Origin of the sequence: Tritonibacter mobilis (genome assembly GCF_001681715.1) — a bacterium.
Lineage (GTDB): Bacteria > Pseudomonadota > Alphaproteobacteria > Rhodobacterales > Rhodobacteraceae > Epibacterium > Epibacterium mobile.
The window spans coordinates 466,502-489,981 of the sequence record NZ_LNWY01000005.1; the positions used below are offsets into that span (position 1 = coordinate 466,502).

Below are 23,480 nucleotides of genomic sequence, written 5' to 3' on the forward strand. Positions count from 1 at the left end.
CTTTTGCGGGGCGGCTTTTTCTTGAGCGTTCCTGACACAGATTTCATCTAGGAGGCAGGCGAGAGTGACCTATGTATTGGTGACGGGAGGAGCGGGCTACATCGGCTCCCATGCGTGTAAGGCACTCAAACAGGCAGGCTATACGCCTGTCACATACGACAATTTGGTGACCGGCTGGCAGGATGCTGTCAAATTCGGCCCCTTTGAGCAGGGCGACTTGACGGATCGAACCCGCCTTGATGAAGTGTTTGCCCGCTATCAACCCGTTGCGGTCATGCACTTTGCCGCCCTCAGCCAAGTGGGCGAGGCGATGTCAGAGCCGGGGCGCTATTGGGCCAATAATGTTGGTGGCTCCTTGTGTTTGATCGAGGCGGCAGTTGCTGCCGGATGTCTGGATTTCGTCTTCTCCTCCACCTGTGCCACTTACGGCGAACATGACAATGTGGTGTTGGATGAAAACACGCCGCAACAGCCGCTGAATGCCTATGGAGCGTCAAAACGCGCGGTTGAGGATATCCTGAGGGACTTCGAGGCCGCCTATGGGCTGCGCAGTGTGATCTTTCGCTATTTTAACGTGGCGGGTGCAGATCCGGAGGCCGAGGTCGGGGAATTCCATCAGCCAGAAACGCATTTGGTGCCACTGATGATCCAAGCCATAAAGGGCGAGCGCGCGGCGCTCACCGTATTTGGCACCGACTATGACACGCCGGACGGCACCTGCATTCGTGATTATGTCCATGTTTGCGATTTGGTCGATGCTCATATCCTTGGTCTTAAATGGCTTGAGGAAGGCAAAGGCAGCCGTGTTTTCAATCTAGGCACCGGAAGCGGATTTTCCGTAAAGGAAGTGCTGTCGCATTCTCGGGCCGTTACCAACACCGAAGTGCCCCATGTGATTGGAGAGCGCCGCGCCGGTGATTGCACCAAACTGGTGTCCGGGTCTGTTCGCGCGGGTCATGAACTGGGCTGGGAGCCAAAACGCTCCACCCTGGATCAGATGATTGCCGATGCGTGGCGCTGGCATCAAAGCGGCCATTACGAGCGTTAATATGACTGCGCCGCAGCTGCCTCCGATCTCGCTTATGTCAGCCTATCGGCTGCGTATAAAGCGGCGGCGGTATCTGTGGCGTGCCTTTCGGGCACGTCGAGATCTGCGCTCCATTGCGGACAACACGGCCCATATTGCGCAAAATGATATCCTCGTCGTGGTTGTTTTGCGCAATGAGTCCCTACGCTTGCCTTATTTTCTGGACCACTACCGAAGACTTGGCGCGGCGCATTTTCTTGTGGTGGATAATGCCAGCGACGATGGCAGCTTCGCGCTGTTGCAACGCGAAGCACAGCGTGGGGACCTGTCTCTGTGGCAGGCGGATGGCAGCTATCGTGACAGCCGTTTTGGTCTGGATTGGTCAGGCTGGCTCTTGATGCATTTCGGTCATCGCCATTGGTGCCTCACCGTGGATGTGGATGAGTTGCTGGTTTACCCCGAGATGGACCAGATGCCGCTCCCTATGTTGACCGACCGGCTTGAACAGATTGGGCAGACGGGGTTTGGCGCGTTGATGCTTGACCTCTACCCGAAAGGGCCATTGGGGGCGCAGGACTACCGCGCCGGACAGGATCCGACAGAGGTACTTCGGTGGTTTGACGAAGCCCCCTATCGCGCGGTGCGGCAGGCCCCGCAGGGCAACCTCTGGCTTCAGGGTGGCGCACGTGAGCGCGCGTTTTTTAGCAATACGCCCGAACGCAGTCCAACGCTGAACAAGATCCCCTTGATCCGCTGGCACTGGCGCTATGCCTATACCAATTCGACCCACGCGCTTTTGCCGCGGGCGTTAAACGCGCTCTATGATGGCGTAAAAGGGCAGCTGCCCTCAGGCGTATTGCTCCATACGAAGTTTCTACCCGAAGTGGTCGGAAAAGCGGCAGTTGAACGCAACCGCGCTGAACATTTCCACACACCGTCGATGTTTGACGGCTACTACACACAGATTGAAGCCCGACCCGACCTCTGGCACCCTGAGGCGCAGCAATACCGTACGCCGGAGCAACTGGCGGACCTGGGGCTTTGTCGGGGTTTTGACGAAGATGTCATAAGCCTACCCTCGCGGCGTAACCAATTCTAAACGCATTGTTTCCTAATCGTGGACATGACATATTAATGCGAACTTGCGCGGGTTGAGGCGACCGGCGCCTGTATCGGGGTCTTGGGGCAGATTCCGGAGAGCGGGGACACTGAATTGGGGCTTTGGGACTCTTACCGTATGCGGATCAGGCGCAAGCGCCGGCTTCTGCGTGCGTTAAGGAAATCTCGAAATTTACGTTGCGTGCAAAACAACACAGGTCGCATCCGTCCCGGTGATATTTTGCTCGTCTGCACCTTTCGCAACGAGCAGATCCGACTGCCTTACTTTCTGCAGTATTATCGCAGCCTCGGGGTGAATCACTTCCTGTTTATCGACAATGGGTCAAGCGACGGTGCGCAGGGCTATTTGTCGGGCATGGGAGACGTCTCTGTCTGGAATGCACGCGGCAGCTATAAGCGGGCCACTTTCGGCGTCGATTGGGTCAATGCGTTGTTGCGCAAATACGGCCATGACCACTGGTGCCTTGTCGTCGACGCTGATGAGCTGTTCGTCTATCCGTTTTGCGATACGCGCCCGGTGCGCGCGCTGACAGATTGGCTGGACAGTTCGCAAATTCGCAGCTTTTCCGCGATGCTTCTGGATGTCTATCCCAAGGGGCGCATTGACGAGGTGCCTTACCAGCCGGGGCAGGATCCGCTGGACATTGCCCATTGGTTCGACAGCGGAAATTACACGATCACGCGAAATGCGCGCTACGGCAACCTGTGGATACAGGGTGGCCCGCGTGCGCGGGTGTTTTTTGCTGACCGACCTAAGCTAGCACCTGCGCTGAATAAAATCCCATTGGTCAAATGGGATCGTCGCTACGCCTATGTCAGCTCGACCCATATGCTTTTGCCGCGTGGTCTCAATCAGGTTTATGAAACCGATGGCGGCGAAAAAGCCAGCGGCATCCTGATGCACACGAAATTCCTCAACACTTTCACCGCCAAGGCCGAAGAGGAACTCAAACGCCGACAGCATTACGCGGGCTCCATTGAATATACGGCCTACGCCAAAACAGCCGACGCCGCGCCTGAGCTGTGGTGCAAGTGGAGCGAAAAATACATCAACTGGCGCCAGTTGGAGATCCTCGGCCTGATGTCCAAAGGGAACTGGGCATGAGTAACGTCGGCGTCATCATGCTGGTGCACACGGCTTTGGACCGCGCGGAACAGGTTGTGCGGCATTGGACGGCCTCAGGCTGCCCCGTGGTATTGCATGTAGACCGACAGGTAGACCGAAAGGTGTTTCAGGCGTTTTGCGCGCGCCTGAAGAACGATCCATTGGTACGGTTTTCACGCCGTCATCGCTGCGAATGGGGCACATGGGGGATCGTCGAAGCCTCTCAATGTGCGTCTGAGTTAATGCTTTCAGAGTTTGCTGATGTGGATCATGTCTACTTGGCATCCGGTTCTTGCTTGCCTTTGCGCCCCGTTCAGGAATTGCAGACCTATCTGGCAGCACGGCCTGATATCGACTTTATCGAGAGCGCCACAACTGCGGATGTCCCTTGGATCGTGGGCGGTCTCAGCACTGAACGCTTTACCTTGCGGTTCCCGTTCTCGTGGAAAAAACGCCGCAGATTGTTTGACGGCTATGTGCGGTTGCAACGTAGGCTGAAACTGCGCCGCCGTATCCCAGCCGGGCTGGTACCGCATATGGGAAGCCAATGGTGGTGCCTAACCCGTCGCACCCTCACGGCTATTCTCACAGATGCGGACCGGGCGCGATATGACGCCTATTTTCGCCACGTCTGGATACCGGACGAGAGCTACTATCAGACCCTCGCACGCCTGCATTCCGACAATATCGAGAGCCGTTCCCTGACGCTGTCGAAATTTGACTATCAGGGCAAACCGCATGTTTTTTACGACGACCATTTGCAATTGTTGCGTCGCTCGGATTGCTTTGTCGCGCGCAAGATCTGGCCCCATGCGGAGCGGCTTTATCAGGCGTTCCTGTCGCCCACAGCCGCCGATATCAACCGCACCGAACCAAATCCGGGCAAGATCGACCGGATCTTTGCCAAGGCGGTAGAGCGGCGCACGCGGGGGCGTAAGGGCCTCTATATGCAGAGCCGCTACCCCGCAAAAGGAGTTGAAAATCAACAGACCTGCGGGGCCTATTCGATGTTTCAGGGCTTCTCAGAGCTGTTTGAAGACTTTGAAAGCTGGCTTGCACGCGCCACGGGTGCACGGGTGCATGGTCATCTCTTCGCCCCAGAGCGGGCAGAGTTTTCCGGCGGACAGAAATTGTTCAATGGCTGTCTCAGTGACAGTGCATTGCACCGCGACCGCAATCCACAAAGCTTTCTCACCAATTTGATCTGGAACACCCGGGGCGAACGTCAGTGTTTTCAGTTTGGCCCACGCGACACTCAGGCGGCCAACTGGTTCATTGCGCAGGACAGCAATGCGCAAATCTCGGTGATTTCCGGGGCGTGGTCTGTGTCGTTGTTCAAGACCAATCGCAGCTTTGCGGATCTACGTCGTGAGGCGGCTAAGTTGCAGCGAATTGAAGCGGAGCATCTGAAAATCCTGCGCGGACGCTGGACCAACGCGCGTATTCGGGTCTGGAGTATGGCGGAGTTCATTGAGGCCCCGATGGAGAACCTGCAAACTATTATTGATGAAATCGGTCCAATCTCGCGCAGCCATATCGCAGAGGCTCCGCGTATGGTGGATCTGACCGGCTTTGGCCAGTTTCTGCAAAACCTGAAAAATCAGGGAATGCATCCCTATCTGATGGGCGATTTCCCCACCACACCCGCACCGGCGCGCCCTGCGCGCCCGATGCGCAAAACCTATGTTGTGAAGTAGTCAGATGCCCGGCAGTTTTACCTCCTTTGTGGTGCTTGCAGAGATGCGCACCGGTTCGAATTTTCTCGAGGCGAACCTCAATGCGCTTGAGGGGGTGACTTGCCATGGCGAGGCGTTTAACCCGCATTTCATCGGCTACCCCAATTCCACAGAGATCCTTGGTATCTCGCAACAGCGGCGCGAGGATGACCCGCACCAGCTTTTGGCGGCGATCCGTGATGACGCAGACCTAGGTGGATTTCGCTATTTTCATGATCACGATCCCCGCATCCTTGATACGATCCTTGATGATCCGCAGGTGGCAAAGATCATCCTGACCCGTAATCCGCTCGATAGTTATGTGTCGTGGAAGATCGCGCAGGCCACAGGGCAGTGGAAGCTTACCAATGTTAAGCGGCGCAAAGATGCCAAAGCCATATTTGATACAGAGGAATTTGGCGAACATGTAGATCGGCTGCAGGAGTTTCAGGTCGCTGTGTTGAACCATCTGCAGCGCAGTGGCCAGACCGCGTTTTATATCGCTTATGAGGATCTTCAGGACCTTGATGTAATGAACGGGTTGGCGGCGTGGCTGGGGGTTCCTGCGCGCTTAGATGCGCTGGATGACAAGCTAAAACGCCAGAACCCGGCGCCAGTGATCTCTAAAGTCAAAAACCCGGACGAAATGATCGGTGCGCTTTCGGGAATGGATCGGTTTAACCTGACACGCACCCCGAATTTTGAACCGCGCCGTGGGCCTGCAGTTCCGGGATATGTCGCGGGTGTGGTAACGCCGATCCTCTATATGCCCGTCCGCAATGGTCTGGAGACGCATGTGACCAACTGGATGGGTGGGCTTGATAAAGTTTCTGCTGATGGGCTGATCACCGGGATGAACCAAAAGCAGTTGCGGCAATGGCGACATAGCAACCCGGGCTATCGCAGCTTTACCGTGGTGCGTCACCCTTTGGCGCGTGCGCATGATGTCTTTTGCACCAAGATCCTGTCGCGCGGTCCGGGCACGATGAAACAGATCCGAAATACGCTGCGGCGGCAGTTTAATCTCGAGATCCCGCAGGAAAACCCGGATGAGAGCTATACCCGCCCGATGCATCGTGCCGCGTTCGAGCAGTTCCTGACCTTTCTCAAGGCCAATCTCGCGGGGCAGACTGCGATCAGAGTGGACGCGCGCTGGGCCAGTCAGGCGCAGATTATCAGCGGTTTTGCAGACCTTGGTGCTCCCGATCTGATCCTGCGTGAGGATGAACTGGTAGAGGATTTACCGTGGCTGGCACGCAAGCTCGGACGAATGGCTCCGGGCGATGTGCCACCTGTGCCTGATGATCGGCCCATTGCGCTTGCTGATATCTATGATGAAAAGCTCGAAGCTCTCTGTCGCGCGGTTTATGCGCGCGACTATCTGACCTTCGGTTTTGAGGATTGGGCACGACCCGAGGGCTGAAACCTGAACAGGTCGCCGATCTAAGCGGCCTGAACCGACTGACTCTCAGTGAGAATAGTATGTAAGGTCGCCGGGTCCGGGTTGGCCCGCAATTTGGTGCAAAAGCTCTGCTCACGTAGGGTCCGTGACACCAAAGCAAGGGCTTTCAGGTGCTCAACACCCGCATCTACCGGTGCGAGCAGGGCAAAGACAATATCTACGGGTTGGCGATCCACCGCGCCGAAATCCAGTGGTTTTTCCAAGGAAATAAAGACACCAACAACGCGGTCAATCCCGTCGAGGCGCGCGTGGGGCAGGGCGACGCCATGTCCCACACCGGTTGGTCCGAGGCTCTCTCGATCGAGAAGCGCTTCGACAGTAAGTTGGGCTTTTAACCCGTAGGCTGCTTGCGCAACTTCAGCCACTTCCTGAAACAGGCGCTTTTTGCTCGACGCCGCTCCGATAACACGGACGGCCTCCTGCTTGAGGATGTTCGAAATCTGCATTGCCACTGCTCCATTCGGGGTGAAGGGGCCTTATCCTGGCCCCTTCGCAATTCAATCAGGGATCGATCCAGCCGATGTTGCCATCTTCGCGCCGATACACCACGTTCAGTCCGTCTTTACCTTCGTTGCGGAACACCAGAACGGGAGAGCCAGCAAGCTCCATCTGCATGACGGCCTCACCCACCGACAGCGATGGGATCTTGGTTTCCATCTCCGCCACGATAATGGGCTGCAGCGAGTCCGGCTCCACGTCGGATTCCACTTCTTCAGACGCGAGGATATACGAGCTAGCCCCCATAAGTTCAACCGGCTCGGCCCGATCGCGGTGATGGTCCTTCAACCGCCGCTTGTAACGGCGTAGCTGTTTGTCCATCTTTTCAAGGCAGGCCTCAAAAGACGCATAGATCTCAGTAGCATGAGCCTTTGCCTGACAGGTAAGCCCGGTGGACAGGTGCACGATTGCTTCGCAGACAAATTCATGCGCGTTGCGGGAGAAAACGACCTGAGCATCAGTCGGTCGGCCTGCGTATTTCTCCAAGACCGCACTTAGCTCCGTCTCTACGTGAGTTTGCAGAGATTCGCCGATGTCGATCTGTTTTCCGCTGACTTTGTAACGCATGTGATCTCCTTTTTGTGTTGCCTGGGTCCGCACAGCAGGGTGCGAAGTGTGTGCACAGTCTGTTTCAGGATCGCCAGGAAGGATGGGCACAATGTGCAGCATGCAGAAAGCGGTACCCCGAAATCGGGATTGCCAGGTAGACTGCAGCGGGTTGCACATGTGCCATACGTCAATTCGATGACAAAGCCCGCACGGAGTCAATGCAATTCAGCGTGCATTTTGCGGGGGTAGACAACTTGTCGGCGAGCCCTCGCCAAATGAGAGCGTTAAGTGATCGTATGACCACCATTATATGCCCAAAGACCAGTGGACACAGCCAAGGTCAGGAAATGCGGAAGTTGTCACCAAGATAGACCCGCCGGACGTTTTCGTTCTCGACTACCTCAGAGGGGCTGCCAGACATTAGTACTTGTCCGTCGTGCAGGATATAGGCCCGATCAACGATTTCCAGCGTTTCGCGAACGTTGTGATCCGTGATCAAAACGCCGATGCCTCGTGTCTTGAGGTCCGCCACAAGATTCCGGATGTCGCCGACAGAAATCGGGTCAACGCCCGCAAAAGGCTCATCAAGAAGCAGATATTTTGGATCAGCCGCAAGGCAGCGTGCGATCTCCACCCGGCGGCGTTCCCCCCCCGACAGAGCCAGCGCAGGGGCGCGACGCAGATGTTCGATAGAGAAATCCGAGAGCAGTTCTTCGAGGCGTTCACGGCGTTTGTGGTCATCAGAGACCGCAATATCCAATACCGCTGAGATATTGTCCTCGACCGAGAGGCCGCGAAAGATCGACATTTCCTGCGGCAGATAGCCGATACCCATGCGCGCGCGGCGATACATCGGCAATGAGGTGACATTCTGGCCGTCAAGCGTAACCCGCCCGGCCTCAGGAAAGACCAGACCGGCGATGGTGTAAAAACTGGTGGTCTTGCCAGAGCCATTCGGCCCCAGCAGTGCCACCACTTCACCGCGGTTGAGTTCCATCGACACGTCGCGGATCACCACGCGTTTGCGATAGCTCTTGCGCATCTTTTCAATGCGCAGCCCGGACGAGCCGGAGGTGACTTCTAACTTTGGTTTGGCCATCAGTTGCCGCCACTGCCCGGAAGAGTGGTACGGACGCGACCGCTCAGTGTGGCGTTTCCGGTGGTGATATTGACTGTCATCTGTTCTGCGCCCAGCGTATTGCCCTGTTGGGTCAAAAGCACATCGCCGCGCATCACTACGGTGCCGCTCTCAATGGTGTAATCGGCCTCGCGCGCCTCGGCGGCATCCTCGCCGCTGACCAGCAACACATTGCCGCGCGCCTCCAGGCGTTCGATCCCGTTGCCCTCAGCCCGTCTGACCACCAGAACATTGTCCGCACTCAGGCGCATCTCGCCTTGAATGATCAACACGCTACCGGTCAGCAATGCAGAGCCATCTTCCTGATTTACGCTCATATTGTCGGAGGTAATGTCGACTGGTTGCGACGTGTCCGTCTGCAGCACCCCAAAGGACACACCTGTCCCCTGCGCCATCAGGGCGGGGGCATGCACAAGGGCTGTCAAACCAAAGAGAATAACAAATGTCAGTCGTCGCACGGGTTATCTTTCTACTTTTGCAGGATCGTACACCAGCTTTACGCCTTCCGTGAACTCTATATGTACCGGGGCGTTCTTCGAATCCGTGAAGATCCGCATCGTTCCGGCGCTAAAATCTCCCATTGGCCCCTCTGCGGTAACAGCGCCGGGGCTGATCACCTCCAGACCGCTGAGCTGTGCATTCAACCGCTCGGTTTCAACACGGGTTCCATCGGGGGTCAAAATCCGCACATTGCCCATCAATATGGCGCTGTCCTGATCCGGGCGAATGGAGCCGCTGTCCGAGAGCATCAGAATACGGCGGCCCTCGGTGGTGAGGATCTCCGCTTCGAGGTCGCTGGCAGAGGCCCCTTCGCCACCACCGCCGGGCAACGCCTTGGTGGCGGCAATGGTAATTTCCTGCCCGGTGGCCGTTGTGCCGGTAAAGAAGGGAGCGGTCACCTGCTGGCCGCGCAGCCGGTTTTCCAGCTCAAAATCCGCAAATGGGATCGAGGGGTCGGTATTGATGGTCCGCGAGATCAAAAACAGCGTCGACAGCAGCGCCAGTGCGGCCAGCGGTAGCGCAACCTTGAGATAAGAGACGACGCGTGAATAGCGATCCATGGCTGTGTCTCCTCTCTGTTATCGTGTTGCTATTAATGCCGCACTCAATGCGTGATACGGCGAGATGACGTCAGGAATGGGCGAAAATATCGGTATCCGGCCAGCCAGCCAGATCCAGTCGTGCGCGGGTTGGCAGAAAATCAAAACAGGCTTGCGCCAGATCGCTGCGCCCTTCGCGGGCCAGCCGTAGATCCAGAGCGTCGCGCAGCCGGTGCAGGTGCAACACATCCGAAGCCGCATAGTCCATCTGCGCCCGAGTGAGCGTGTCCGCACCCCAGTCGCTCATCTGCTGCTGCTTGGAGATATCCTGTCCCAGCAGATCCTGTGTCAGGTTCTTCAGCCCATGACGGTCGGTGTAGGTTCGTACCAATCGGCTGGCGATCTTGGTGCAGTAAACTGGCGCGGTCAGTGCGCCAAAGCGGTGGTAAAGTGCCGCAATGTCAAACCGACCGTAATGAAACAGCTTCAGCACGTCCGGGTTGGTCAGCATTGAGGTCAGGTTCGGTGCTTCGGTCTGATCTTTGCTGATCTGCACCAGATGTGCATCTCCATCGCCGCCCGACATTTGCACCACACACAGGCGGTCGCGATGCGGGTTCAGACCCATGGTTTCGCAGTCAATGGCAACCACGGGGCCCAGATCGACAGAATCCGGAAGGTCGTTCTGGTATAGATGCGTGGCCACGTCGCGGTCCCTGATCTGGCTGTGTGATGTGAATTGAGATCGACATAGGCGCTTTGGATGGTGAACTCAACAGGCTCGCCCCTCCGGAACAGTGGGAAAGCGCGCATCTCGATCCCATTATCGCCCGACGCATTGCTCCCTGTGGTGTTGTATATCGTGAAATGCTAATGTCAGGCAGCCAGATTGAGTCCTCAGTCCAGCCTGTTGTTCGTATTCTCGCGCGTCATTGTCTGCGCGAATACCTGTAAGGCCTGAGGAAGTTATGAGTTTTCACCCCCGTATGATGGCTGCCATTCATGGCTTTACGCCACTTTCTGACAGCAGCACGTTTTCCGCAGACGGCTTAGCGGTGGATTGTTGGCATGTCCGCAACAGCGCTCATGCGGGCGGGCATTACGTGTCACGTCATCCCCGTTTTGTGATCATGCGCGATGGGTATCGCATCCCACTGAGCGAGACCCGAGATGGTGATCTGCAGCATTGCGCCGCCTGTTTTGTCCCCGCAGGCATGGAGGTCTGGAGTAAGATCGCGCAACCCGGCACGTTGCGCCACATGGATATCCATGTGTCACAGGATCGGCTGCATGGTTTAATGGGACGTCCGCCCGAAACTATTGCTCCATTCTTCCTGCGCGATTTACGTACCATCAGCCCTTTGGTTCAAATGCTGGCGGACCCTGACCGACCGGAACCACTGCGCGAGAAGCTTGCTGATTGCATTATTCTGGAGCTTCTCAATCAGCGTTCGACGCAACGTGAGATTGTCTCAGATACGCATGTGGTGGGCCGTCTGCAGGGGTATGTCCGTCAAAACCTCGACCGCAAGATCGGAGTTGATGACATGGCCGCTGATGTTGGCTTGTCACGCAGCCAGCTCAATCGCGTGATGCGCCGCACGTCTGGCCTGTCGCCATACCGCTGGGTCTTGGCGCAACGCATCGAGCATGCCAAAGCGCAGCTTGCGAGTGGGCAGAGCTTTGCCGAGGTGGCATTGCATTCGGGGTTTGCGGATCAGGCCCACTTCAACCGGGTGTTCAAATCCCTGACCGGGCAGGTGCCCAGCGATTGGATGAATGAACCAACCCAATCAGTTTCTGCGCCGATCCTACAAGACCGCACCTCCTGACTTGATCTATGGAACCGCACCCGCCCGCCCCACGGACCACAGTATTCGGGAACCGCAGGCCACGGGCCTAGCGTATCGAAACGAAACAGGGGCGCTCCATGCCAGTGCAAAAAACTCTATTCAGGTCGGATGTGTTCTGCATGTCGGCCACAGCCCTCCTCCTGTGTAGCGCAACATCTGCATCGTCTCAGACGACAGATGAGGATGTAATCGTTCTACAGGACATCAACGTGGCCTATACCGAAAGCGCCACCGGGCCGGTCAATGGAACTGTGAATCCGCTCACGGCAACGGGCGGCAAGGTTCCACTTGAGGTAAACCGGGTGCCGCAGTCGATCTCGGTATTGGGACGCCAAGAGATCGAGACCTTTTCCGCCTCGCAAGTCAGCGAAGCCCTGCGTTACACCGCAGGCGTCACCACAGAGGTTTTCGGCAACGATCAGGACTACGACTGGATTCGCGTGCGCGGCTTTCAGGCCGACCAGACGGGAGTCTACCTCGACAATGCCCAGAACCTCGCGTTTGCGTTCGGATCTTTCTTTATCGACCCCTATACGCTAGAGCGCATCGAGGTGCTTCGTGGACCATCCTCGGCCCTATATGGGGGGTCTAATCCCGGCGGTATTCTGAATTACGTGTCCAAACGTCCGGGCGGACATATGGGCGAACTGTCCCTTAGTATCAATGATGCGGGGCAGAGCAGTCTGGCATTTGACTATGGCGAGGACCTGAGCGCGGATCGTGCCTTTCGCCTAACCGGGCGCTTGCAGGCGGGTGACAGTTATGACGATCTGAATTCCGGCTGGCGTGGCACCTTGGCGGGTGGTTTCAAGATGGCGCTTGATACGGGCACCGAAATTACCCTGCTCGCAAATCTCCATAAGGCGGATGAGCAACATAACGGCAGCACCTTTCTGCCCTATTATGGCACTGTCGTGCCCACCGCAGAATTTGGCTATATCGACCCTGGCGCCAACTTCTCCGACCCGAACTGGGACAGCTATCGCCGTGATCAGGCTACCGTTTCTGCAATCGTTGAGCATGAGTTCGCCAATGGGTTTACCCTGACCGGGATTACGCGCTTGGGATATGCCTCGGTCGAGGAGTCTTATTACTACCCCTATGGCTACGCAGGCTATGCACTGCAACCAGCGGACCCCAATGGCACCCTCAGCCTTATCGCCTTTGAGCATGACACCACGGTACGCAGTGCACAGGCGGATATCCGGTATTTCGGTCGCGTGAGCACCGGCGATGCAGAACATAATCTGCTCTTGGGTCTGGATGCGCGCCGCTACCAACTGGACGAAGTTCAGGCTTCTGGCTTTGGCTCCAACACGGTGGTGAAACCCACCGCGCCGGGCACGCCCATGACCTCGGTATATCAGGACGCGCTGACCACCCAGACACAGGTTGGTCTTTATCTGCAAGACCAGATCACTTTTGCGAGCGGCCTGATCCTTACCGGGAACCTTCGCCACGACTGGGTGGAAACAAAGCAAGACGGCAGCGCTGGGTTTGAACGCTCCGATAGTGAGACCTCCTATCGCGCGGCCGCAGCTTATGAGTTTGCCAATGGTTTCACGCCCTACCTGAGTTATGCGAGCTTCTTTAACCCGCTGATCTCCTCACCCGCGAACGGCGTTACCATGCCCGAGCAGGGCAACCAGCTTGAGCTGGGGTTCAAGTGGATGCCTGCGGGGGGGAATTTCAGCCTCGCCGGGGCGATTTTCCAGATCGATCAGGAAAACGTGGTCACGGGCGCATGGCCGACTTTTGACCAACTCGGAGAGGTGCGCATGCGCGGGGTGGAACTGGAAGCAGCCTATGATTTTGGCAATGGTCTGCATCTGCGCGGTGCTGCAACCAAGCTTGATGCAGAGATCACTGCGGACAGCAATTCCAGCCTGATCGGGCTGTCTCCGACACTGGTGCCGGAGCTGGAGTTGAGCCTTTTGGCAGAGTATGAATTTAGCACACCGCAGTTGAATGGATTGCGTATCGGCGCAGGTCTGCGTCATCGCGGTGCCAGTCAGGCAAATGCTGCCAATACGCTGCAGGTTCCAAGTGCCACACTCTATGATGCCTATGTCAGTTATGGCTTTAACAATGGCATAGATATGCGCCTGGCGATCACCAACCTTGCAGATGATGCATATGTAACTGGGTGCCAAACGGCCTATGTCTGTTCTTATGGGGGCGGTCGTGAGGCAACCCTGACGTTCGTAAAGTCCTTTTGATCACAACATGTTACCGGCTTGATAGGAGCGTCCGTTTGGGCGCTCCTTTTGTATTTGTGATCGAGATGTGCCCCGAGGGCATGTCAGTGAACAGCCGTCAGAAAGGCTTGCCAAGCGCGTAAGGCTTTGTTTTGTCCAAGAGTCGCCGGACATAGCCGGCAACGCCACAGAGAGCAAAACGCGCATGCTAACTGCCAAACGCAAAAGCGCGGAGCGACGCCAGACCTTCGTGATTGTGGGTCTTGGAAACTTCGGAACTACCGTCGCCCGAGAATTGAGCCGCTTCGGCAATCATGTGATCGGGGTAGACTGCAACGAAGCCCGAGTCAGCCAATGCGCTGATGAGCTGTCTCAAGCCCTAATAATCGATGCCCGTGATGATCTTGCCCTGCGACAGGCCGGGATTGCGGATTGTGACGTGGCGCTGGTCGCCATGGGATCGGATCTGGAGGCCTCCATCCTTGCGGCCATCAACCTGAAAACCATCGGTGTGCCTGTGGTCTGGGCCAAGGCGACCACCAAGACTCATCACCGCATTCTCAGTAAGCTGAAGGTGGACCGGATCATCCACCCAGAGGTCGACGTGGGCATGCACATCGCGCAGGTTCTCCACAACCCATTGGTGCGTGATTATGTTAGCCTTGGAAATGGCTATCATGTGGTGAACTTTAAGATCCCGCAGTCGCTGGAAGGCAAGGCACTGGTGGATATCCCCTACGCTTCAGGCCACAATCTACGCTGCATCGGCGTGATGCGCGGGACTGAGTTTCTTGGTCAGGACGGTTCTGACTGTACCCTTGCGCAGGATGATCTGTTGATCCTGCTGGGCAAACGCTCTGACTTGCGCAATTTTGCAGCGAGCCTGTCGTGAAACTTCCCACAATCAAGACCGCTTCGCCGGTTGAGCGCGGGCTGCCGCCGCCATTGATTTTGGCTCTTCTTTACTTTTCCAGCATCTTTGTCGGGGCGCTGCTCTTGTGGATGCCAATGTCGCATACCGGTGCGGTCGGATTCGGCGATGCGTTTTTCACCTCTGCCTCGGCTGTGACGGTGACGGGGCTGGCGGTTGTCGATACCGGCAGTGATCTTACCGTGATCGGGCAGGTTATCTTGGCCTTGCTCATCCAGCTCGGTGGATTGGGGTTGATGGCTTTTGCGGTCCTGTTGTTGTCGGCGCTGGGCCTCCCGGTCGGCTTGCCACAACGGCTGGTGCTACGAGAAGATCTCAACCAGCGTTCCCTTGGCGGGCTGGCGATCATCGTGCGGACAATCATGCTGGTGGCATTGGTGTGCGAACTGGCCGGAGCCGCAATTTTGTCTTTTGTATTTGTGCCGGACCTAGGCTGGCCGATGGGGCTATGGCATGCGGTGTTTCACAGCATTTCAGCCTTCAATAACGCAGGTTTTGCGCTCTATTCCGATAGTCTTTCGGGCTATGTTAATGACCCGATCATCAATTTGACCATCCCGGCGCTGTTCATTCTCGGGGGGCTGGGCTTTGTTGTGGTGGGGGATCTGGTGCGGGCGCGGTCGTGGCGGCGGCTCAATCTCCACAGTAAATTGATGCTGACGGGTACCTTGTCGCTGATCCTTTTGGGGTGGGTGGGTTTTGCCGCGCTTGAATGGACAAATCCGGCGACGCTTGGTGGTTTGCCGGACACGGCCAGTCGTCTTTGGGCCAGTTGGTTTCAAGCGGTGACCCCGCGCACAGCCGGTTTCAACACAATCGACACAGGCGGTATGCACGACAGCACCACACTTATGACCATGTCGCTGATGCTGGTGGGGGGTGGCAGCACCTCCACGGCGGGTGGCATCAAGGTGACCACGCTCATCGTTCTGTTGATCGGCACTGTTGCATTCTTTCGCCGCCAAACCGCGCTGCACGTCTTTGGTCGCAGCCTCGGGGTGGAGGATGTGATGAAAGTGATGGCGCTGACCACCATCAGCATATTCATCGTGTTGGCGGGGATCTTTTTGATCTCGATTTCTCATGACGAAGAGTTTCTGGACCTTGCGTTCGAAGCCACCTCTGCCTTTGGAACAGTTGGTCTTTCGCGTGGTGCCACTGGGGAACTTGATGGCTTTGGCCGGGCGGTGATCATCGCGATCATGTTCCTGGGCCGAGTTGGGCCTCTGACGCTTGGGTTTTTCCTTGCGACCCACAGCAGGCCACGGGTGCGGTATCCCAAAGGCGATGTGTATCTCGGCTAAACGCGCCCTTGAAATCGCCGCATTCCACCGTCGGGGCGCGGCGGTTTCCTGCCGCAGTTGGCGGAATTTCGCTCTTCTTTTGGTTGAGCCTGCTTCTGGGCTGGAACGCCCTGCGCGATCTGAGTAGGTGAGCGCGGCCCGGATTGACCGGCGCATGACTATCACCACTGATTTATAGGCTATTGTTATGAAAACGAAACTTGCCGCACTCGCACTGACCGTTGCGTTCTCCGCACCTGCTCTTGCTGAGGAGTGCACCGCGGAACTTGCACAGGCGAAATCCATGGAAGTAAACGCAGGTCTGCAGAAGTTGGCAGCCAAGGATCCGCAGCGCATGCAGGAAGTGGCCACCGAGATGATGGAGAAATCCGCCATGTTCGAAAACGCCGAGGACCTGTCCGAAGTGTGCGAGTATTACGATGGTCTGCTGGAAGAAATGAATTCCTAAGCGACGAAGATGCGCCTGCGGAGAATGCTTCCGCAGGCGTTCCCGCAAAGATGCGGACCTTGATTGGCGCTGCCGTTAATAACGCCCGCCCACGCGCCACGTGCTGAGGCAAACTGATACCACACGCGATGCTTTGCGAGATGGTCAGGCCCTCCTCTCCTCAAAATCAGAGATCTTAAACCGGCTGGCCACTGGTCCAGTCGATGCACCTGTTTGTCTGCTCGCCGATTGACAGCCCGCGCCAAACCTGTTTTTATTTTATTAGCCGAAATAAATATGTGCACGATCATGAGAGACGTGTGCGTCTGGCGATTGGGAGGACATCTTATGTTTCTTGGTCTTGACGTGGGAACGTCGGGGCTGCGCGCGTTGCTGGCCGATGAGGGTGGCAATGTCATTGGCGTGGCGGATGCAGCTTATGGGGTCTCGCATCCACGTACCGGATGGAGCGAACAGGATCCGCAGGACTGGATCTCCGCCTGTCAGACCGCGATTGCAGCGCTGCGTCGGGACCACCCGACCGAGCTGGCTGCCCTGCGCGGCATTGGTCTCAGCGGCCACATGCACGGGGCCACTCTGCTGGATGCCGCAGGTAAGGTTCTGCGCCCCTGTATCCTGTGGAACGACACGCGTTCGGCTGCCGAGGCGGCCCAGCTGGATGGCACAAAAGGCGTGCGGGATCTGTCGGGCAATATCGTGTTTCCCGGATTCACCGCGCCGAAACTGGCGTGGGTCAAAGCGCACGAGCCGGAGAAATTTGCTCAGGTCGCCAAGGTGCTGCTTCCCAAGGATTATCTGCGCTACTGGCTGACCGGTGCCTATGTCTCTGACATGTCAGACAGCGCCGGGACGTCGTGGCTCGATGTGGGCGCGCGGGATTGGTCGGACCAGCTGCTGGAAGTGTCCGGCATGCGCCGCGACCAGATGCCCGATCTCGTCGAAGGTTCCGCCGCCGGTGGCGACTTGCGTGACGCGCTTTGCGATGAATGGGGCATCGACGGTCCGGTGGTTGTCGCCGGGGGCGGTGGCGACAACGCGGTTGCCGCCTGCGGGGCCGGGTGTTTCCGTGAAGGTGAGGGCTTTGTGAGCCTTGGCACCTCCGGCGTGCTCCTGGCCGCAAAAGCCGCTTACAAACCTGACCCGGCCTCGGCTGTGCATACCTTCTGCCACGCGGTGCCGGATACGTGGTATCAGATGGGGGTGATCCTTGCGGCGACGGACTGTCTCAATTGGCTGTCGCGCACGCTTGGGCAGACCCCTGCGACATTGGCGGGACTGTTGCCGGATCAGGTCACGGGTCCGTCTTCGGTGACGTTCCTGCCCTATCTTTCTGGCGAGCGCACACCGCATAACGATGCCCGCATTCGCGCCACGCTTGCAGGGCTTGATATTGGCGATGGCCCGGCAGAGCTGACACAAGCGGTGATGGAGGGTGTGGCCTTTGCCCTGCGCGATTGCCTTGAGGCGCTCAAGGGCACCGACACCAACCTCACGCGCCTGCTTGCAGTGGGGGGCGGCACCCGGTCGCCCTATTGGGTGGAAACCCTCGCCACCGTTCTTGGCGTGTCCCTCGACATGCCCGACAAGGGCGAGTTTGGCGCGGCATTGGGCGCTGCCCGTCTGGCGATGACGGCCACCGGCGCCGACATTTCCGCCGTGATGACTGCACCACCCATCGCCCACACCATTGATCCCCGCAGCGACCTGACCGAGGCCTATGATGCCTCCTACGCCCGCTATCGCGCGCTCTATCCCAACATGAAGGCACTGATGACATGACCACCGGCTTCTTTGGCGACGTTTCCAAAATCCAATATGAAGGCGCAGACAGCACCAACCCGCTGGCCTTTCGCCACTACAACCCCGACGAGGTGATCCTCGGCAAGCGGATGGAAGAACATCTGCGCTTTGCCACCTGCTACTGGCACAACTTCGTGTGGCCGGGCGGCGATCCGTTTGGCGGCCAGACCTTTGACCGCCCATGGTTCAAGGACACGATGGAGGCTGCCAAGCTCAAGGCCGATGTGGCGTTTGAGATGTTCACCCTGCTGCAGTCGCCCTTCTACTGTTTCCACGACGCGGATGTGCGGCCGGAGGGGGCGAATTTTGCGGAAAACACTCGCAACCTGAATGAGATCGTCGAGTATTTCGCGCAAAAGCAGGAAGAAACTGGCGTCAAACTGCTCTGGGGCACCGCCAACCTGTTTTCCAACGCGCGGTTTATGTCGGGGGCGTCGACCAACCCGGATCCGGATGTCTTTGCCTTCTCGGCGGCGACCATCAAGACCTGCATGGATGCAACACATCGTCTCGGCGGCGAGAACTACGTGCTCTGGGGGGGGCGTGAGGGCTATGAGACGCTGCTGAACACCGATCTTGCGCAAGAAGATCAGCAGATGGGCCGCATGCTCAACATGGTGGTCGAGTACAAACACAAGATCGGCTTCAAGGGTGCGATTCTGGTGGAGCCGAAACCGCAGGAACCTTCCAAACACCAGTACGACTACGACGCGGCGACCGTCTATGGCTTCCTCAAGCGCCACGGGTTGGAAAACGAGGTCAAACTGAACCTGGAGCAGGGGCATGCGATCCTTGCGGGACATTCGTTCGAGCACGAGATTGCCACAGCGCAGGCGCTGGGCGTCTTTGGTTCGATTGACATGAACCGCAACGATTACCAGTCCGGTTGGGACACCGATCAATTCCCGAACAACACACCGGAGGTGGCTCTGGCCTATTACCATATCCTGAAACACGGTGGTTTTACCTCGGGCGGCACCAATTTTGATGCCAAGCTGCGCCGCCAGTCCATCGACCCGGAGGATCTGCTAATGGCGCATATCGGCGGCATGGACATCTGTGCCCGTGGGTTCAAGGCCGCTGCGGCGATGATCGAGGACGGCACATTGGATCAGTTCGTCACCGACCGCTACGCCGGATGGCAGCGGGACGATGCGCAGGATATGCTCTCGGGCAAGTTGTCACTGGACGACATCGCAAAGCGGGTCGAGGCCGATGACATCAACCCCAAACCGCGGTCCGGGCGGCAGGAATATCTGGAAAACGTCATCAACCGGTTTGTCTGAATGAGCAATGCGCAGATTGTGGATCACGGCCTCCACCAAGGCTACATGCTGAAAGAGGCGCGGCTGCACAGCGCGGGCCTCTCCGTCAGCCTGCTGAACTTTGGTGCCGTGACCCGCGATCTGCGTTTTTTGCAGGGCAACCGCCCGCTGATCCTCGGGTTTGAGGATCCGACTGCCTATCTGTACAACCCGGGCTATCTCGGCGTGATTGCGGGCCGCGTGGCCGGGCGGATCAAAAACGCGCGCTTTGCGCTCAATGGGCAGAGCTACCAACTCGACGCCAATGAAGGTGATACGCTGCTGCATGGCGGGGCACAGGGGCTTTCTCATGTGTGTTGGGAGCTTGAGCTGCTCTCTGACGCCAGCGCGCGCCTGCGCCACCACTCACCGGAGGGTGAGGCGGGGTTCCCCGGTGCAGTGGATGTGTCGCTGACCGTCACGCTTGAGGGGCTGGCGATTACCTATGACATGCGGGCGGACGTGAGCGCACCAACCCCGATCAGCCTCGCGCAGCACAACTATTATAATCTGGCAGGGGGCGCGCAGCCGGTCCGCGATCACCGCTTGCAGGTGGACGCCAGCAGCCTTCTTGTGTTGGATGATGCCAATGTCCCGACCGGTGAAATCGCGGCGCTGGATGGCAGCCATCATGACCTTCGGCTGGGGCGCAGTTTTGCCGACCTCGACCCGGAACACCGAGGCAGCGATGTGGCGCTTGTGTTCGACACCTGCCGTGATCCGCAATTGCCGGTGGCGACACTGACTGCACCGGATGGGCTGCAGATGCGGATCGTAAGCGATCAGCCCTGCGCGCAGGTCTACACCGCTGCCACCTTGCCGGAGCAACCCGGTGCCTTGCGAGGGCAACGGATCGGCCTCGCCATGGGTGTCTGTATTGAGCCGCAGGGCTTTCCCAACGCGGTAAACCTGCCACAGTTTCCCAACGTGATTGCGACCCCGGATCACCCCTACCGGCAACGCCTGCGCCTTGAATTCGGGTGGGACTGATGCACCGGATGATCGCGCTTGCCCTGTTTGGAGCCACGACCGCACAGGCAGATATGCGCCCTGACCTTGGCCCGCGCCCGCAGTTCCCCGCACCGGATATGGCGGCGGTGGAGCTGGGGCAGCTGTTGTTCTACGACCCGATCCTGTCGGGCAATCGCAACATCTCTTGCGCCACTTGCCATCACCCGCGCTTTGGCACCGGCGATGGGCTGTCGCTGGGTTTGGGCGAGGGCGGCATCGGCCTCGGACCCGAGCGGCGCGCTGATCCCGCCAACCTGCCCGAGCAGCGCATCCCGCGAAATGCGCCGGGGCTGTGGAACCTTGGTGCACCGGAATTCACCGTGATGTTTCACGATGGGCGGCTGGAGGATAACCCTGAACACCCCGGCGGTATCCGCACCCCCTTGGGCGATGATATGGTCGCTGGCTTTGACGACGCGCTTGCCGCACAGGCGATGTTCCCGGTGCTCTCTGCCGATGAGATGGCCGGGCATTACTCGGAAAACGAGGTCGCAGAGGCGGTGCGGCTGGGGCAACTGTCCACACCGGGTGGCGCATGGGACCGGATCGCCGCACGTGTCGAGGCCATTCCCGCCTATCGCGCTGGTTTTGATGTGGTGCTGGGGGAGGGCGCGCCCATCACCTTTGTCGACATCGGCAATATGCTTGCGGATTTCATTCGGTTCGAGTGGCGCGCCGATATGAGCCCCTTTGATGCCTATATGCTGGGGCAGGGCGATCTGCCCGCGCCCGCCTTGCACGGAATGGAGCTATTTTACGGCAAGGCCAATTGCAGCCAGTGCCACTCCGGCTGGTTTCAGACCGATCATGATTTTCACACGCTTGCGGTGCCGCAGATCGGGCCGGGCAAGGCGGCTCGGTTTGAAACCCACAACCGCGATGAAGGCCGCATCCGCGTCACAGGCAAATCACAGGATGCCTTTGCCTTTCGTACGCCCTCTTTGCGAAACGTGAGCCTCACTGCGCCATATGGCCATTCTGGTGCTTATACCACGCTGGAGGGGGTGGTGCAGCACCACATGTCGCCTGAACAGTCCTTAAATGCGTATGACACAACAGAAGCCATACTTCCCAATCTGGACGGGGCGGAAGACTGGAATATTCAACAAAACTCACAAGAACGCGCTGCGCTCATTGCAGCTGTGGATGTGCCGCCGATATCACTTACGCCAGATGAAGTGGCTGATATTGTGGCCTTTTTACGGGCGCTGACCGATGAGGACGCGGCAGCGGGGCGGCTCGGGGTGCCCGAAAGCGTTCCCAGCGGGTTGCGCGTGGATCGTTGAACGCAGTTTCCTTAACCCTGTACCACAGCGACACCTACCGTCAGTAAGGATCTCTAGAGGAGCCACTCCACCGGTAATATTCCGATCACTGCAATCGCGATTTGTTGAAACCACGTCGCGCCCGGCTCTTCTTGGTAGATAACGGTTTCTTGGTCCTTCAGCGGTTCTTGCCACACCATTTTACCCTCGGGCGTGAGCGCGGGCTGATAGGTAATGGTCTCCAAAGGACCATCAAAGCCCGCATTCACCCGACCGGCGAGCGTGGGGCTTTCGATCAAAAAGCCCATTTCACAATTCAGGATTGCCGATCTTGGGTCGAAATTAAACGATCCGATAAAAATACGCTCCCCATCCACCGCAAATGTCTTTGCGTGGAGACTGGCCCCAGACAACCCGAAGGGTTTGACTTGCATGTCAGCCTCAGGGGACATCTCACCGCGTAGTTTCAACTCATAGAGCGATACATCCGCTTCGAGCAACTCCCGCCGGTATCGCGTGTACCCAGAATGCACCATTAGGACGTCGGTTGTATTCATCGCATTGGTTAGCACACGCACATCAACGCCGGCGGCGGCCAAACCTGCGAGATATTCGGTCCCCCTGCGTCCGGGCACGAAATAGGCTGAGACCACGTCCATGCGCCTCTCGACTTCGCCCAAAATTTCGCCGAGACGGCTGATCATCAACTGGTCAGGGGTGGCTATTCCCAGCCCTTTAACCGGGTCATCTGCCACCAGTTGCACTGTCGTCCATTCCATCGGCATTTCCCCCCGCGCAAATCGATCCGCGCTGCTTTGAATATTGCCGATGAGGGTGAGTGCCTCTGGGCTTTGCATCACGTCCGTAACGCGCGCCTCAAACGCGGGTAGATCACCTGTGCCATCAACGATTGTCTCTAGCTCGAACACAGATGCGCTGTTCCAATACTCATCAAAAACCTGAGCGGTTTCCGGTACCACCTGCCCTGCTGCCAGCACGTCCATATCGATGTAGAAGCTGCCTGCACCGGCGTCGAAATACTCATCCCCAATGTTGCGTCCACCGATGATCGCAACCGACCCATCCACAATGAAGGATTTATTGTGCATCCGTCGGTTCATGCGGAAGAAATCGAAGGCGTATCCAAGGAGTTTGGGCTGGCGGACGGTTGAAGGGTTAAAGAGCCTGATTTCAAAGTTTTCCTGTGCGTTCAGGGTGGCCATGATGTCGTCAAGTCCGGGCACACCATTGTCGTCCAAGAGCAGACGCACGCGAACTCCGCGCGCTGCGGCATCCAGTAACGCACTGAGCAACATGATCCCGGAGGTGTCATTGTGCCAGATGTAATACTGCGCATCGATGGACTGTTCAGCGACCGCGGCGAGTTCAATTCTACTCGCTAAAGCGTCATGACCATTTTGCAGCGCGATGACACCTGTCTGACCACTATGAGCGGCACTGGCTTGTGTCACGGCGGCACCGATCTGCGTGTCGCGACTTGCGGCAATTGCCTTGCTTGCGGGGCGATCTGACAGGTCAGGCAGGGGGAATGCAATTCGTGCCAGCATGACCAACACGGCCAAGAAAATACCAAAGGCAGCAAGTTTTCGAAAAAAGCGTTTCATGACCTCAACCTAGCACCGAATATCACATGGCCTGCATCCCTATTTTGATAGTCCAAATATAGGCAGATGTCTCCCTTGGAGCATACCA

21 protein-coding genes are annotated in these 23,480 nt (G+C 57.7%); 14 read left to right on the top strand and 7 right to left on the bottom strand.

The window, feature by feature from the left end; genetic code table 11:
- Window positions 1-64: 64 nt before the first annotated feature.
- From galE to UB90_RS06345, 5 genes are all read left to right on the top strand, one after another.
- Window positions 65-1,048: a UDP-glucose 4-epimerase GalE gene (gene galE / locus UB90_RS06325; protein WP_065325475.1), complete on the top strand. Its 984-nt coding sequence runs from the start codon at window positions 65-67 to the stop codon at window positions 1,046-1,048.
- A gap of 1 nt (window position 1,049) precedes the next feature.
- Window positions 1,050-2,126, top strand: coding sequence for a glycosyltransferase family 2 protein (locus tag UB90_RS06330; RefSeq protein ID WP_065325474.1), 1,077 nt, complete (start codon window positions 1,050-1,052; stop codon window positions 2,124-2,126).
- A 138-nt stretch (window positions 2,127-2,264) separates the two neighbouring features.
- Window positions 2,265-3,251: a glycosyltransferase family 2 protein gene (locus UB90_RS06335; protein WP_065321465.1), complete on the top strand. Its 987-nt coding sequence runs from the start codon at window positions 2,265-2,267 to the stop codon at window positions 3,249-3,251.
- Window positions 3,248-4,948: a DUF5927 domain-containing protein gene (locus UB90_RS06340; protein WP_065325473.1), complete on the top strand. Its 1,701-nt coding sequence runs from the start codon at window positions 3,248-3,250 to the stop codon at window positions 4,946-4,948. Before UB90_RS06335 ends, UB90_RS06340 begins: the two co-directional genes overlap by 4 nt.
- 4 nt (window positions 4,949-4,952) lie before the next feature.
- Window positions 4,953-6,389 (top strand): sulfotransferase family 2 domain-containing protein, encoded by a 1,437-nt coding sequence (locus UB90_RS06345; RefSeq protein ID WP_065325472.1) that lies wholly within the window; start codon window positions 4,953-4,955, stop codon window positions 6,387-6,389.
- 20 nt (window positions 6,390-6,409) lie between these two features.
- Here the strand turns inward: UB90_RS06345 and UB90_RS06350 are convergent, their stop codons facing one another.
- The 6 genes from UB90_RS06350 to UB90_RS06375 form a co-directional block, all read right to left on the bottom strand.
- On the bottom strand, window positions 6,410-6,874 hold the full coding sequence (locus UB90_RS06350) for a PTS sugar transporter subunit IIA (protein ID WP_005608874.1): 465 nt from the start codon (window positions 6,872-6,874) through the stop codon (window positions 6,410-6,412).
- Between the two features lie 55 nt (window positions 6,875-6,929).
- Window positions 6,930-7,493, bottom strand: a complete 564-nt coding sequence (gene hpf / locus UB90_RS06355) for a ribosome hibernation-promoting factor, HPF/YfiA family (RefSeq protein WP_005608877.1) — start codon at window positions 7,491-7,493, stop codon at window positions 6,930-6,932.
- 322 nt (window positions 7,494-7,815) lie between these two features.
- Window positions 7,816-8,574: an LPS export ABC transporter ATP-binding protein gene (gene lptB, locus UB90_RS06360; protein ID WP_005608879.1), complete on the bottom strand. Its 759-nt coding sequence runs from the start codon at window positions 8,572-8,574 to the stop codon at window positions 7,816-7,818.
- Window positions 8,574-9,071, bottom strand: a complete 498-nt coding sequence (locus UB90_RS06365) for an LptA/OstA family protein (RefSeq protein ID WP_081285531.1) — start codon at window positions 9,069-9,071, stop codon at window positions 8,574-8,576. The genes lptB and UB90_RS06365 overlap by 1 nt, the downstream gene beginning before the upstream one ends.
- A 3-nt stretch (window positions 9,072-9,074) precedes the next feature.
- Entirely contained in the window at window positions 9,075-9,674 is a 600-nt protein-coding gene (locus UB90_RS06370) for an LptA/OstA family protein (RefSeq protein ID WP_005608886.1), read from the bottom strand.
- A gap of 70 nt (window positions 9,675-9,744) precedes the next feature.
- Complete coding sequence (locus UB90_RS06375) at window positions 9,745-10,359, bottom strand: ribonuclease D (protein ID WP_005608890.1); 615 nt, start codon at window positions 10,357-10,359, stop codon at window positions 9,745-9,747.
- Window positions 10,360-10,621: 262 nt separating this feature from the next.
- On the opposite strand from UB90_RS06375, the gene UB90_RS06380 reads away from it, so the two are divergent.
- From UB90_RS06380 to UB90_RS06420, 9 genes are all read left to right on the top strand, one after another.
- Complete coding sequence (locus UB90_RS06380) at window positions 10,622-11,485, top strand: AraC family transcriptional regulator (RefSeq protein WP_065325471.1); 864 nt, start codon at window positions 10,622-10,624, stop codon at window positions 11,483-11,485.
- 140 nt (window positions 11,486-11,625) lie between these two features.
- Complete coding sequence (locus UB90_RS06385) at window positions 11,626-13,725, top strand: TonB-dependent siderophore receptor (RefSeq protein ID WP_227512119.1); 2,100 nt, start codon at window positions 11,626-11,628, stop codon at window positions 13,723-13,725.
- A gap of 184 nt (window positions 13,726-13,909) precedes the next feature.
- A complete protein-coding gene (locus UB90_RS06390; protein ID WP_005608897.1) occupies window positions 13,910-14,596 on the top strand; it encodes a potassium channel family protein in 687 nt (228 codons plus the stop codon).
- A complete protein-coding gene (locus tag UB90_RS06395; protein WP_081285532.1) occupies window positions 14,593-15,939 on the top strand; it encodes a TrkH family potassium uptake protein in 1,347 nt (448 codons plus the stop codon). The genes UB90_RS06390 and UB90_RS06395 overlap by 4 nt, the downstream gene beginning before the upstream one ends.
- Window positions 15,940-16,126: 187 nt before the next feature.
- Window positions 16,127-16,387: a hypothetical protein gene (locus UB90_RS06400; RefSeq protein ID WP_005608901.1), complete on the top strand. Its 261-nt coding sequence runs from the start codon at window positions 16,127-16,129 to the stop codon at window positions 16,385-16,387.
- Window positions 16,388-16,714: 327 nt separating this feature from the next.
- Window positions 16,715-18,166, top strand: a complete 1,452-nt coding sequence (xylB, locus tag UB90_RS06405; protein WP_065325469.1) for a xylulokinase — start codon at window positions 16,715-16,717, stop codon at window positions 18,164-18,166.
- Window positions 18,163-19,473, top strand: coding sequence for a xylose isomerase (gene xylA, locus UB90_RS06410; RefSeq protein ID WP_065325468.1), 1,311 nt, complete (start codon window positions 18,163-18,165; stop codon window positions 19,471-19,473). Before xylB ends, xylA begins: the two co-directional genes overlap by 4 nt.
- Entirely contained in the window at window positions 19,474-20,481 is a 1,008-nt protein-coding gene (locus UB90_RS06415) for an aldose epimerase family protein (RefSeq protein WP_065325467.1), read from the top strand.
- Window positions 20,481-21,788: a cytochrome c peroxidase gene (locus tag UB90_RS06420; RefSeq protein WP_065325466.1), complete on the top strand. Its 1,308-nt coding sequence runs from the start codon at window positions 20,481-20,483 to the stop codon at window positions 21,786-21,788. The genes UB90_RS06415 and UB90_RS06420 overlap by 1 nt, the downstream gene beginning before the upstream one ends.
- A 53-nt stretch (window positions 21,789-21,841) precedes the next feature.
- On the opposite strand, the gene UB90_RS06425 is transcribed toward UB90_RS06420, so the two are convergent.
- Window positions 21,842-23,392 (bottom strand): phospholipase D family protein, encoded by a 1,551-nt coding sequence (locus UB90_RS06425; RefSeq protein ID WP_065325465.1) that lies wholly within the window; start codon window positions 23,390-23,392, stop codon window positions 21,842-21,844.
- Window positions 23,393-23,480 lie beyond the last annotated feature (88 nt).

Excerpts from the sequence above, each read along its gene's own strand:
- UB90_RS06390 (WP_005608897.1), top strand. The coding sequence starts at position 13,910 with ATGCTAACTGCCAAACGCAAAAGCGCGGAGCGACGCCAGACCTTCGTG.
- UB90_RS06345 (WP_065325472.1), top strand. The coding sequence starts at position 4,953 with ATGCCCGGCAGTTTTACCTCCTTTGTGGTGCTTGCAGAGATGCGCACC.
- UB90_RS06385 (WP_227512119.1), top strand. The coding sequence starts at position 11,626 with ATGTCGGCCACAGCCCTCCTCCTGTGTAGCGCAACATCTGCATCGTCT.
- UB90_RS06350 (WP_005608874.1), bottom strand. The coding sequence starts at position 6,874 with ATGCAGATTTCGAACATCCTCAAGCAGGAGGCCGTCCGTGTTATCGGA.
- UB90_RS06330 (WP_065325474.1), top strand. The coding sequence starts at position 1,050 with ATGACTGCGCCGCAGCTGCCTCCGATCTCGCTTATGTCAGCCTATCGG.
- UB90_RS06340 (WP_065325473.1), top strand. The coding sequence starts at position 3,248 with ATGAGTAACGTCGGCGTCATCATGCTGGTGCACACGGCTTTGGACCGC.
- UB90_RS06425 (WP_065325465.1), bottom strand. The coding sequence starts at position 23,392 with ATGAAACGCTTTTTTCGAAAACTTGCTGCCTTTGGTATTTTCTTGGCC.
- xylA (WP_065325468.1), top strand. The coding sequence starts at position 18,163 with ATGACCACCGGCTTCTTTGGCGACGTTTCCAAAATCCAATATGAAGGC.
- xylB (WP_065325469.1), top strand. The coding sequence starts at position 16,715 with ATGTTTCTTGGTCTTGACGTGGGAACGTCGGGGCTGCGCGCGTTGCTG.
- UB90_RS06370 (WP_005608886.1), bottom strand. The coding sequence starts at position 9,674 with ATGGATCGCTATTCACGCGTCGTCTCTTATCTCAAGGTTGCGCTACCG.
- UB90_RS06380 (WP_065325471.1), top strand. The coding sequence starts at position 10,622 with ATGAGTTTTCACCCCCGTATGATGGCTGCCATTCATGGCTTTACGCCA.
- UB90_RS06415 (WP_065325467.1), top strand. The coding sequence starts at position 19,474 with ATGAGCAATGCGCAGATTGTGGATCACGGCCTCCACCAAGGCTACATG.
- lptB (WP_005608879.1), bottom strand. The coding sequence starts at position 8,574 with ATGGCCAAACCAAAGTTAGAAGTCACCTCCGGCTCGTCCGGGCTGCGC.
- UB90_RS06335 (WP_065321465.1), top strand. The coding sequence starts at position 2,265 with ATGCGGATCAGGCGCAAGCGCCGGCTTCTGCGTGCGTTAAGGAAATCT.
- UB90_RS06420 (WP_065325466.1), top strand. The coding sequence starts at position 20,481 with ATGCACCGGATGATCGCGCTTGCCCTGTTTGGAGCCACGACCGCACAG.
- UB90_RS06400 (WP_005608901.1), top strand. The coding sequence starts at position 16,127 with ATGAAAACGAAACTTGCCGCACTCGCACTGACCGTTGCGTTCTCCGCA.
- hpf (WP_005608877.1), bottom strand. The coding sequence starts at position 7,493 with ATGCGTTACAAAGTCAGCGGAAAACAGATCGACATCGGCGAATCTCTG.